The sequence below is a fragment of the Frankia gtarii genome, from assembly GCF_025403375.1.
Taxonomy (GTDB): domain Bacteria; phylum Actinomycetota; class Actinomycetes; order Frankiales; family Frankiaceae; genus Frankia; species Frankia gtarii.
In genome coordinates, this window is record NZ_JAMPTM010000222.1 from 1 (window position 1) to 10,944 (window position 10,944).

At 73.3% G+C, this 10,944-nt stretch carries 8 protein-coding genes; all 8 read right to left on the reverse strand.

Annotated elements, in window-relative coordinates:
- Nucleotides 1-2: 2 nt before the first annotated feature.
- Nucleotides 3-1,916 carry a rhodanese-like domain-containing protein gene (locus NBZ83_RS24470; RefSeq protein WP_261570675.1) on the reverse strand — a complete coding sequence of 638 codons (1,914 nt, stop codon included), beginning with the start codon at nt 1,914-1,916 and terminating at the stop codon, nt 3-5.
- A gap of 121 nt (nt 1,917-2,037) precedes the next feature.
- Nucleotides 2,038-3,735: a dipeptide ABC transporter ATP-binding protein gene (locus tag NBZ83_RS24475; RefSeq protein WP_261575878.1), complete on the reverse strand. Its 1,698-nt coding sequence runs from the start codon at nt 3,733-3,735 to the stop codon at nt 2,038-2,040.
- Entirely contained in the window at nt 3,732-4,820 is a 1,089-nt protein-coding gene (locus NBZ83_RS24480) for an ABC transporter permease (RefSeq protein ID WP_261575879.1), read from the reverse strand. Before NBZ83_RS24480 ends, NBZ83_RS24475 begins: the two co-directional genes overlap by 4 nt.
- Nucleotides 4,821-4,834: 14 nt before the next feature.
- Nucleotides 4,835-5,785 carry an ABC transporter permease gene (locus NBZ83_RS24485; protein ID WP_261570678.1) on the reverse strand — a complete coding sequence of 317 codons (951 nt, stop codon included), beginning with the start codon at nt 5,783-5,785 and terminating at the stop codon, nt 4,835-4,837.
- A gap of 68 nt (nt 5,786-5,853) precedes the next feature.
- Nucleotides 5,854-7,533, reverse strand: coding sequence for an ABC transporter substrate-binding protein (locus NBZ83_RS24490; RefSeq protein ID WP_261575880.1), 1,680 nt, complete (start codon nt 7,531-7,533; stop codon nt 5,854-5,856).
- Between the two features lie 133 nt (nt 7,534-7,666).
- The gene (locus tag NBZ83_RS24495; protein WP_261570680.1) at nt 7,667-8,902 is read right to left on the reverse strand and encodes an acyl-CoA dehydrogenase family protein; all 1,236 of its coding nucleotides are present in this window, start codon (nt 8,900-8,902) and stop codon (nt 7,667-7,669) included.
- Entirely contained in the window at nt 8,899-10,071 is a 1,173-nt protein-coding gene (locus NBZ83_RS24500; protein ID WP_261570681.1) for an LLM class flavin-dependent oxidoreductase, read from the reverse strand. Before NBZ83_RS24500 ends, NBZ83_RS24495 begins: the two co-directional genes overlap by 4 nt.
- 45 nt (nt 10,072-10,116) lie before the next feature.
- Nucleotides 10,117-10,941, reverse strand: coding sequence for an alpha/beta fold hydrolase (locus NBZ83_RS24505; RefSeq protein ID WP_261570682.1), 825 nt, complete (start codon nt 10,939-10,941; stop codon nt 10,117-10,119).
- Between the last annotated feature and the right edge of the window lie 3 nt (nt 10,942-10,944).

Consider the following 10,944-nt stretch of genomic DNA (forward strand, 5'->3'; position numbering starts at 1 on the left):
GGTCATCGGGGGCCGGTGGCGACCGGGCGGGCCGGGTCGGACGACCACGCCGACCAGGAGCCCGGGAACAGCGCCGCGTCGAATCCGGCGACGGCGAGGGCGGCGATCTCGTGCGAGGCCGTCACCCCCGACCCGCAGTACACCCCGATCGGCGCCGGCGCCGCGGTGCCGCCGGTGGCCGAGGCGCCGAGAGCGAGGAAGCGGGCGCGCAGCTCCGCGGCCGGCCGGAACCGGCCGGCGTCGTCGAGGTTGTCCCCCGTCGACGCGCTGACCGCCCCCGGGATGTGGCCGGCGCGCGGGTCGACGGGCTCCACCTCGCCGCGGTAGCGCTCGGGCGCGCGGGCGTCGAGCAGGATCCCCTCGCGGGCGACCGCGGCGGCGGCGTCGGCGTCGAGGACGGGCAGATGTCCCGGTTCGAGCACGATGTCGCCGGGCAGCCCGATGATCTCCCCGGTCTCGACCGGCAGTCCGGCGTCGCGCCACGCGCCGAGCGCCCCGTCGAGGATGCGGACGTCGGCGACGCCGGCCCAGCGCAGCAGCCACCACGCCCGGGCGGCGGACAGCCCGCCGTTGTCGTCGTAGACGACGACCGGGCGTCCGGCGGTCAGCCCCCAGGAGCGGGCGGCGCGCTGCAGATCGGCGAGCTCGGGCAGCGGGTGGCGCCCGGCGGTGCCGCCGGGGGCGGCGGCGAGCTCGGTGTCGAGGTCGACGTAGACGGCGCCCGGCAGGTGGCCCTCGCGGTAGTGGTCGTGGCCGTGCGGGTCGCCCAGCGCCCAGCGGACGTCGAGCAGCAGCGGCGGTGCGACCGAGGTCAGCTCGTCGTACAGCGCCTTGGCGTCGACGAGCACCTCGCCGCCGGGCTGGCGGGCCGCCCCGGAGCGGCCGGGCCCGCGGCTCGCGGCCAGCAGCTCGCCGAGGTCGGCGTCGCCGAGCCCGCCCGGCGGGGTGCCGAGGCGGGCGGCGACGGCGATGCGCCGCTGCACGCCGGCGTTCACCGGGGCGCTCAGGCCGTGCAGCCGGGCCAGCAGGACGATCTCCCCGTTGAGGAAGTCGGATTCCACCGAGCCGCCGCGGGCCAGGCTCTGCCAGGTGGAGCTGCCCTGGCGCGGGAAGCCGGGGACGTCGTGGATGACGAGCTCGCTCACGTCGAACCCGCCGTCCTGGCGCAGGTCCGCGATGTCGATGCCGGCGGCGTCGAACGCCCGGCGGGCCTCGGCGACGAGTTCGGCGGAGGCGACGTCACGCCGGGGGCTCGGCGGGTAGAGCGCGTCGAGGTTGTAGGCGAGGTTGCCCAGCAGCTTGCCGGCCTTCCAGCGGCCGATGTCGTCGACGATCCGCACGGCGCTCGCCCCGCGGCGCAGGTCGGCGGCGATCTGTTCGACCACCGGGTCGCCGACGCCACCGCCGGGCGCACGGCCCAGCAGGAAGCCGGCGACGAGCGGCGCCGCCGGGGAGATCACTTCTGCGGGGCGCAGGTGCGACGACGGGCTGAGCACCATCGCGTCGACGACGACGGCGAAGCGGCGCAGCGCGGTGCGGGCGTTTTCCAGGCCGTTCTGCAGCAGCACGACGGGCAGCGTCTCGGCCGCCGTGGTGCGCCCGCCGTCGACCGGCTGCCAGGCCCAGGTGGCGAGCAGGGCCTCGGAGTCCTGCGACTTGGTGGCGAGCACGAGGACGTCGCCGGAGCGCAGTTCCACCTCGTCCGGCCCGCTGGCCACGGCCAGGTCCAGGCGCCGGGAGTCGGCCGGGCCGCCCTCGGTGGCCGGCGGGCGGATGTAGCGCAGCCCGTGGGCGCGCAGCGCGGCGAGGTTGGCGCCCCGTGCGACGACGACGACGCCGATGCCGGCGAGGTGCAGTTCCGCGGCGATGGTCGCGCCGACCGCGCCGGCTCCGATGACTATGTACCGGCGGCTCATCGCCCCGATCCCTTCTGTGAGGTCTGGTTCTGTGAGGTCTGGTCCGTGCTGTCCTGACGGTGCCACCCGGGCCGGGGCGGGCGCGTCCGCGCGGGCGCGGCCCGGGTCCGACCCCGACGGTTCACCGTTTCGTCCCGGGCGGCGCCGAGGCGGCGAGTTCGGCGGCGAAACGCTGGCCGGGGACCGCGCCGAGCAGTTCGCGGGTGTGTTCCTCGACGGGGGCGGTGAGGATGTCCGCGGCGGGGCCGCTTTCGATGATCCGCCCGGCGCGCAGCACCGCGACGTGATGGGCGAGCTGGGCGACGACCGCGAGGTCGTGGGAGATGAACAGGTAGCCGACCCCCAGGTCCTGCTGCAACCGCAGCAGCAGGGTGAGGATCTGCTCCTGCACGGACACGTCGAGCGCCGACACCGGCTCGTCGAGGAACACCAGCTCGGGTTCGAGGGCGAGCGAGCGGGCGATCGCGACCCGCTGGCGCTGCCCGCCGGAGAGCTCCGCCGGCTTGCGGTCGGCGAACGCGGCCGGCAGGGCCACCTGGTCGAGCAGCTCGCGGACCCGGGCGGCGCGGCTGGCCCGGTCACCGACCCGGAACGACACCAGCGGTTCGGCGATGGTCTGCGCGACGGTGAACCGCGGGTCCAGCGAGGAGTAGGGGTTCTGGTGGACGAGCTGGAAGCGCCGCCGCAGCGGGCGCAGTTCGGACCAGCCGGCGTCGGTGATGTCGACGCCGTCGAGGTGGACCCGGCCCTGGGTCGGCTTCTCCAGGCCCATCGCGATGCGCAGCGCGGTCGTCTTGCCGGAACCGGACTCGCCGACGAGCCCGAGGGTCTGCCCGGCGCGCACGGACAGGCTGACGTCGTCGAGGGCGCGGAACGTCCGCTCGCCGCTCGCGGTTCGGGGCAGCCGGAAGTCCTTGCCGATCCCGTCCAGGCGCAGCACCTCGGGCGCCGGGGTGACGTCGGTGAAGCAGGGCACGACGCCGCCGGCGTGCGACAGCGCCGGGGCGGCGGCGATGAGGTGGCGGGTGTAGGGCTCCTGGGGGCGCAGCAGGATCGCCGCGGGCTCGCCCTGCTCGACGATCCGCCCGCGTTGCATGACCACGACCCGGTCGGCCCGGTCGGCGGCGACGCCGAGATCATGGGTGATGATCAGCAGCGAGGTGCCGGTCTCGGCGACGAGGCCACCGAGGTGGTCGAGGATGCGCCGCTGCACGGTGACGTCGAGCGCGCTGGTCGGCTCGTCGGCGACGATGAGCCGGGGATGCCCGGCGATCGCGATGGCGATGAGCACCCGCTGGCGCAGGCCGCCGGAGAGCGCACCCGGGTACTGCCGGGCGCGCACCACCGGCTGGTCCACCCCGGCGCGTTCCAGCGCCTCGATCACCTCGGCGTTGACCAGTCGCTTGTCGACGCCGCGGCGGCGCACCACCTCGGCGATCTGCCCACCGATGCGCATCGTCGGGTTGAGCCCGACCATCGGGTCCTGCGGGACGAGCCCGACGACGTTGCCCCGGAAGGCGCGCAGCACCCGGTCGGACGCGCCGGTGACGTCGGTGCCGGCGATGCGGATGCGACCGGCGGTGATCACTCCGCTCGACGGAAGCAGCCCGAGGATCGCGTTCGCCGTCGTCGTCTTGCCCGAGCCGGACTCGCCGACGACGGCCACCGTCTCGCCGGGGGCGATCGTGAGGTTGACGTCCTCGACTGCCAGGGTCGTGCGTCCGCGCTGCTGGTAGCCGACGGACAGCCCGGACAGCTCCACGATGGGGCCGCTGTCGGGCCGTGCGGCCGGGCTGTCCACCGCTGCCTCGGCGCTCATCGCTGCATCTCCTCAAGGGTCCGGGCGATGTGGTTGAGGCTGAACACGACCAGGCCGACGAACAGGCCGGGCAGCAGCGACAGCCAGGGGCTGGTGATGAGGAAGTTGCGGCCGTTGGAGATCAGCGTGCCCCACTCGGCGGCGGGCGGCGGCGTGCCGAACCCGAGGAAGCTCAGGGAGGAGATGGTCAGCACGGCGGTGCCGAAGTCGAGCACCGCGAGCACGGAGACCGGCCCCCAGGAGTTCGGCAGGACGTGGCGCACCAGCACCCGACCCCAGGAGGCACCGCCGGTGCGCGCCGCCTCCACATAGGGCTGTTCCTTCACCCGTAGCACCTCGGCCCGGGTGGTGCGGGCGAAGGCGGGGGTGATGGTGACTCCCACCGCGATCGCGATCGGCAGGAGACCGAACCCGAGCGCGGTGACGATCACCAGGGCCATCAGCAGCATCGGGAGCGCCAGCAGGATGTCGATGATCCGCATGAGCACGCCGTCGACCCAGCCGCCGAAGAAGCCCGCGACGACACCGATGGCCAGCCCGGCGACGATGGCGATGAGCACCGCACCACCGGTCGCCTTGATGGTCAGGGTGGAGCCGTGCAGGACCCGGCTGAACAGGTCCCGACCGAGTTCGTCGGTGCCGAACAGGTGACTCATGCTCGGCCCCTTCAGCTTGTCGGTCGGGACCGTCGCGGACGGCTTGTACGAGGTGAACAGGGAGGGCACGAGGCCCGACACGATCACGAAGACGACGAACAGCGCGGCGAGGACGAACCCCGGGCGGCGCAGCAGGGGTCTGGCCGCCGCGAGGATGTCGTGCCGTCGTCGCCGCACCTGCCCGCCCGCCCCGGCCTCGCCCGGCGGCGGGGCCGCGGCGCCGACCGGCACCGCGAGGTCGGCCGGCACCGCGAGGCCGGCCGGCACCGCGAGGCCGGCCGGCGCCGTGGCATGGACCGGGAGGGCGACCCCGGCCGGGGTGACGACCGGTGGCGCGGCCGGTGCCGACGAGGTGGCGCGGGCGACGGCGGCGCGCTGCTCCGGCGGCGCGACGAGGTCGGGCTTCGGGGAGAGGATCTTGTCGGGCATCGGTGCGGTCCCCCTCAGGCCGCCCGAGCCGCGCGGGCCACGCGCGGATCGAGCAGCGAGTAAAGCAGGTCGACGATCAGGTTGACCACGACGAACAGCCCCGCCGCGATCAGGACGATGGCCTGGACGACCGGCACGTCCTGGCCGAGCACCGCCTGCTGCGCGAGCTGGCCGATGCCGTTGCGGGAGAACACCGTCTCGACGACGACCGCGTTGACGACGGTGTATCCGACGAGCACGCCGAGCAGGGTCAGCGCCGGCAGCGAGGCGTTGCGCAGCGCGTGCCGGACCTGGATCGTCCAGCGGGACAGGCCCTTGGCCCGGGCGGTGACGATGTAGGGCTCGCGCCAGGTGTCGTTGAGGCTGCGGGTGAGCAGCTGGGCGAGCATCGCGGCACCCGGCAGGGCCAGCGTGATCGCCGGCAGCACCAGGGTCTTCCAGCCGTGGGTGCCGGTCGCGGGCAGCCAGGTCAACGAGAACGAGAAGACCTGGATGAGCAGCAGCCCGACGAAGAACTGCGGCAGTGAGACGCCGACGGCGGGCAGCCGGGCGAGCAGCGTGCGCGCCGGGCGCCACTGGACGTAGGTGGCGAGGAAGGCGATGGCGAGGCCGAACACCAGCATGAACACGACCGCGACGGCGGTGAGCGTGATCGTCGAGGGCAGCTTGTCGGTGATGAGCGAGCCCACCGAGACGTTCTGCGTCAGCGACATCCCGAAGTCGAGGTGCAGCGCCCCCCACAGGTGGTGGAAGTACTGCACGACGATCGGGTCGTCGAGGCCGTAGTGCGCCTTGAGCTCGTGCACCTGCGCCGCGGTGAGCTGGCTGACGTCGGCGCCACCCGCGCTGAGCTGCAGGGTGATCGGATCACTGGGCAGGACGTTCAGGATGATGAAGGTGACGGTGTAGGCCGCCCAGAGCACGAGCAGTGCCTGGGCGACCCTACCGGCGAGATAACGGGGCATGTGGGTACCGGTCCTACGGTGGCGGGTTCCGGTCCCACGGTGGTGGTTCCGGTCCTGGGTGCGGGGTCCTACTTGGAGAGCCAGATGTCGTTGGCGCGCAGGAAGCTCTCCGAGGTCCACGCGAAGCCGTGCACCTTGCCCGAGACGCCGGCGGTCTGCAGCCGGTCGAAGAGCGGGTAGGCGACCCCGTTGTCGATCAGGGCGTCCTGCAGGTCCTGGTAGGCGGCGGCGCGCTTGTCGGGGTCGGCCGTGGACAGCCCCTTGGCGAACAGTGCGCTGACCTTCGCCGCGGTCGCCGGCTCCTGGGAGTACTTCGCCGTGTACTGCTTGGACACGGCCTGGTCGAGCGACGAGCCGAGCACGCTCGGGTCCGCCCGGGTCAGGTAGCCGCCGGAGAGGTCCCAGTCGCCGGAGTTGCCGGTCGGGGTGAGCTGCGCGGCCGTGACGACCTTGATCTGGTAGTCGATGCCGACCTTCTTGAGCTGGTCCTGCACGAGCTGCTCACCGGGGCCGGCCGCGTTGGTCAGGTAGGTCAGGGTCAGCTTCTTGCCGTCCTTGTGCCGATAGCCGTCGGAGCCCAGGGCCCAGCCGGCGCCGTCGAGCAGCTTCGCCGCCCCGGCGGGGTCGTGGGCGAGCTTGGCGGACTCGTCCGCCGCGTACGGGGTGGTCGAGGTCACCGGGCTCTTCGCCACCGGGTAGTCGTCCCAGTACACGGTCTTGGCGTAGCTGGGCAGGTCCAGTGCCTTGTACAGCGCCTTGCGCACCTGCAGGTCGGCCAGCGGCCGGCCGGCGGTGACGTTCGGGACCAGCAGCCCGATGATGCCGGGCAGGGCGCGGGTCTCGATGGTGGCGCCGGAGGCCTTGATGACCTGCTGGTCGGCGGAGGTGATCGGCTGGCGCGGCCAGGCGATGTCGATCGTGCCGTTGGTCAGGCTGCCGACCCGGACGTTGTCCTCGGCGATGTAGCTGATGTCGATGCCGTCGAGGTACGCCGCGCCCTTGTTCGCGATCAGCGAGCTGGGCCACGCGTAGCCGGCGCGCTTGGTGAGCTTCGCCGACTTACCGGCCGAGTAGCTGTCGAGGGTGAACTCGCCCGAGCCGACGATCTTGCCGGCGCAGCGCGCCTCCGGGGTCTCCTTGTAGGTCGCCGGCGACAGGATGGCCGTCGTCGTCGTCGAGGAGGCCTGCAGGAACGCGGCGTTGGGGGTGGCGAAGTCGATCTTGACGGTGGACGGGTCGACGACGGTGGTCGACTTGTAGCCGGCCAGGTAGGTGAGGCCGAGCGTCGACTTGGCGCCGAGGTCGTGCAGCCCGTCGTAGGCCGTCTTGACCGCGGTCGCGTCGAGCTTGGTGCCGTCGCTGAACGTCACCCCATCGCGCAGCTTGAACGTGTACGAGGTGGCGTCGGGGCTCACCGTCCAGCTCGTCGCGAGCCAGGGGACGATCTTGCCGGTCTTCGGGTCCTGGTCGGTCAGCGAGTCGGCCAGGTTGCGGTCGATGCTGCGGGATTCGATCCAGTACACCTGGTTCGGGTCGATGCAGGCCTGGAAGTCCGACCAGAAGGCGACCTTCAGGCGTCCACCGGGGACGGGCTTGCCGTCCTGGGCGCCGCCGGCCGCGGAGGTTCCGGAGGTCGCGGAGCTGGAGGAGCCTCCGCTCCCGCAGGCCGCGAGAGAGACGGCCGCGAGGACGGAGACGGCTGTAGCGGCCAGCCGTCGCGTCGTTCGGTGACGGTGCGACGTGGTCATGGTGATGGTGCTCCCCCTTGTAACGTTCCGCGACGAGCGGACGGGATGGACGGGATGGACGGGATGAGTAGGACGGACTGGATTCGAGACCCGGTGGACGGGATGGGTGGCCGCGGCGGTGACGCGGCGGTGGCTAGCCGGCGGCGGGCGGCGCGGCGGCGAGGACGCGCCGGCCCGCGATGAGCAGCGCGGTGTCCTCCTGCGGCGGGTGGACCCGGACGCAGTGGACGTCACGCAGGTGACGTTCGAGCGGGTTGCGCCGGGTCAGGCCGGGGTTGCCGATGGCGGCGACCGCGGTCTGCACCGCGGCGATCGCCGCCCGGGCGATGAGCGGCTTGGCGAGAATGGAACGCTCCGCCGCCTGCGGTGCGCCCTCCTCGAAGCGCCGCGCCACCCCGAAGGCGATCTCCTCGGCGGCGACGAGCTGCGCCTCGATCTCCCCGGCGACCGTCTGGATCCGCTCGGTCGTGGCGATCGGCCGGCCCAGCGCCGTGGGGACCCGCTCGTTGGCGAACCGCACGAAGAACTCCTGCGCGGCGCGGGCCACCCCGATGTAGAGGGCGGTCGCCCCGATCCCGACGGCGGCGAACCCGGCGTCCGGCGCCTGGGCGGAGGCGGGCAGCCCGCGGAAGTTGGCGGCGGGCACCTCGACGTCGGTGTAGATCACGTCGTGGGTGCTGCTCGCCCGCAGCCCGAAATGGTCCCAGGTGCGGACGATCTCGATGCCAGGCGAGTCGGCGGGGATGATCACATGCCCGAGCAGCGGGTCGTCGTCCTCGGTGGCCGCCCACACCAGGTGGTAGCTCAGCCCCTCGGAGCTGGTCGCGAAGCCCTTGTGCCCGTTGACCACCCAGCCGTCGGCGGTGCGCCGGATCTTCGTCGCCGGCAGGCCGCCGCGGGCCGGGGCGCCGAGCTCCGGCTCGGCCCGGATCGCGTTGAGCAGCACCGGCCGCTCCAGCGAGTCGGCGACGACGGTCCGGTAGAGCTCGTCGGGCCAGAACGGGTCACGGGCCTGCATCACGTGCTGGAAGACGGTCATCGCGGAGACCAGCGCCACCGACGGGTCGCCCTTGCCGAGCGCGGTGAACACCCGAATGCTGTCGGTCGGGCGCAGCTCCCGCCCGCCGTAGCGCGCGTCGATGCCCAGGCGCAGCAGGCCCGCGTCGTGCACGGCCTGCACGCCCTTCCAGGGGAACTCCCCCGACCGGTCGTACTCCTCGGCGGTGGCGGCGATCTGGGCGCCGACCCGGGCCAGCGCGGTGTCGGAGATGTCGACCTCGGGCAGCCCCGCCACGGGCACGGCCTCACCCACCGGCACGGACCCGGCCTCGGCGGCCGACGGTGCGATCACTTCGGACGGTGCGGTCATGACGCCACCTGCGTCCCGGCCGCGCCGACGAGCTCGTGGCGGGCGAGGCCCGCGTCGAGTGGGACGACCTCGCCGCGCTGGCCCGTCGCCTCCCGGTGGGCCAGCTCCTGGCGCACCAGCGGCAGGACGTAGCGGCCGTAGTCGACGACGTCGTTGAAGTTGTCGTAACCGCGGATCGAGACGAGCTCGGCGCCGAGGTCGACGTAGTCGAGGATCGCCGCGGCGACCGTCTCCGGCGTCCCGACCAGCGCCGTCGACGCACCGGCGGCGTTGGTCGCCTTGGCGGTCGCCGTCCACAGCGCGCGGTCGTGCACGTCGCCCTGGGCAGCGGCGGCCAGCAGGCGCTGGGAGCCGACGTTGGCCGGGGTGGCGTTGCCGCCCACCCGGAAGCCCTTGTGCACGATCCCGCCGTTGCCCTGCAGGACGCCCAGAACGCGGTGCGCCTTCTCCCAGGCCAGTTCCTCGGTCGGGGCGATGATCGGCCGGAAGGTGACCCAGATCCGCGGGGTGTCGCTGCGCCCGGCGAGGCGGGCCTGCTCGTACACCGCGTCGATCTGCTGCTTCGTCTCCTTCAGCGGCTCGCCCCAGAGCCCGAAGATGTCGCCCTTGGCGCCGCCGACCTGGTAGGCCTCGGCCGAGGAGCCGCCGACCGACACCGGGATGGTGCCGTTGACGGGCCGGACCAGCGAGACAAAGTCCTCGAACGAGTAGTAGGTCCCGGCGTGGTCGAACGGGGTCGTCGAGGTCCAGACCTTGCGCAGGATGTCGATGTACTCCGACTGCCGAGCGTAACGCTCGGTCTTGCTCAGCCGGTCGCCCTCACGGGCCTGCTCGCGGTCGTCACCACCGGCGATGAAGTGCACGACCGCCCGGCCGCCGCTGAGCTGGTCCAGCGTGGCGAGCTGCTTGGCGGCGACCGTCGGGTACATCGTGTTGGGCCGCAGCGCCACGATCGGCTTGACCCGGTCGGTGTGCTGGGTGATCGCCGAGGCCAGGGTGAACGGATCGTGGAACGACGAACTGTAGGCCACGAGCGTGTAGTCGAAGCCGCCCTCGTCCAGCGCCCGCGCGTACCGCTTGAAGAACGGCAGGTCGATGGCGGTCTGCCCGAGCCGGTTGAGCTCGTTGGATTGGTTGATGTTGATCGCGCTGATGAACTCGACGGGCATCAGGTCCTCCGGAAGACGGTCAGGCGCGGCGGCGGTGGGGGCAGGTCACGACCAGTGCGCGATGGCGGGCAGATCGCTGCCGAGCCGCAGGCGTTCGAGGAAGAGCACGACCGCCGCGGCGGCGGTGCGGTGGGTGGCGTCGTTGAGGGCGTCGTGCCTGCCGCCGTCGATGGTGACCAGCTCGGCACGGGACGCCGCCGCGTAGCGGGCGCGCACCGGGCCGAGCGGGCTGACCAGGTCCGCGGTGCCGTGCAGGCCCAGCACCGGCACGTTCACCCGGCTCAGGTCGCCGTCGGCCAGCCAGGCCGAGGGCACCGGCGTGTCCAGCCCGCCGCGGCGCAGGTGGGGATCGTGGCTGAGTCGGGCCTGGTGGGTCGGGCAGGCCGTGCGGGCGGCGAGCTCGGCGGCCCAGACGCCCTCGCCGTCGGCGTCGGCGTCCAGTGCGCCCGCCGCGTCGCCCGGGGCCCCGGCTTCGGTGCCCGCCGGCGCAGGCCGGCTGTCCCCGGCCGCCGGCAGGCCGACGAGCAGCAGTGCGTCGGCCCGCACGGCCCCCGTCGCGGCGAGGGCGGCGACGAACGCGGCGCCCGCGTCGGAACCCGCCAGGATGTGGGGGGCGGGCAGGTCGGGGTCGCTCAGCAGCGTCTGGATGTCCGCCGTCACCGCGTCCGCGTCCAGAGTCGGGTCGCCGACCACCCGCACGCGGTAGCCGTCGAATGCGATCCGCGTGCCGAACCGCTCGTAGATGCCGGGGTGCTCGCCCCGCCCGACGACCAGGATGATCGTCCCACGCGGGGCGACGGCGGGCGGGTTGTCCCACGCGGCGATGGTCGGGGCCGGCGCGGGGGCGCTGGAGAGCTGGGCGGAGGTCATCGA

What these genes read in the sequence shown, in the direction of transcription:
- NBZ83_RS24470 (WP_261570675.1), bottom strand. Translation starts at nt 1,916, where the DNA reads ATGAGCCGCCGGTACATAGTCATCGGAGCCGGCGCGGTCGGCGCGACC.
- NBZ83_RS24475 (WP_261575878.1), bottom strand. Translation starts at nt 3,735, where the DNA reads ATGAGCGCCGAGGCAGCGGTGGACAGCCCGGCCGCACGGCCCGACAGC.
- NBZ83_RS24480 (WP_261575879.1), bottom strand. Translation starts at nt 4,820, where the DNA reads ATGCCCGACAAGATCCTCTCCCCGAAGCCCGACCTCGTCGCGCCGCCG.
- NBZ83_RS24485 (WP_261570678.1), bottom strand. Translation starts at nt 5,785, where the DNA reads ATGCCCCGTTATCTCGCCGGTAGGGTCGCCCAGGCACTGCTCGTGCTC.
- NBZ83_RS24490 (WP_261575880.1), bottom strand. Translation starts at nt 7,533, where the DNA reads ATGACCACGTCGCACCGTCACCGAACGACGCGACGGCTGGCCGCTACA.
- NBZ83_RS24495 (WP_261570680.1), bottom strand. Translation starts at nt 8,902, where the DNA reads ATGACCGCACCGTCCGAAGTGATCGCACCGTCGGCCGCCGAGGCCGGG.
- NBZ83_RS24500 (WP_261570681.1), bottom strand. Translation starts at nt 10,071, where the DNA reads ATGCCCGTCGAGTTCATCAGCGCGATCAACATCAACCAATCCAACGAG.
- NBZ83_RS24505 (WP_261570682.1), bottom strand. Translation starts at nt 10,941, where the DNA reads ATGACCTCCGCCCAGCTCTCCAGCGCCCCCGCGCCGGCCCCGACCATC.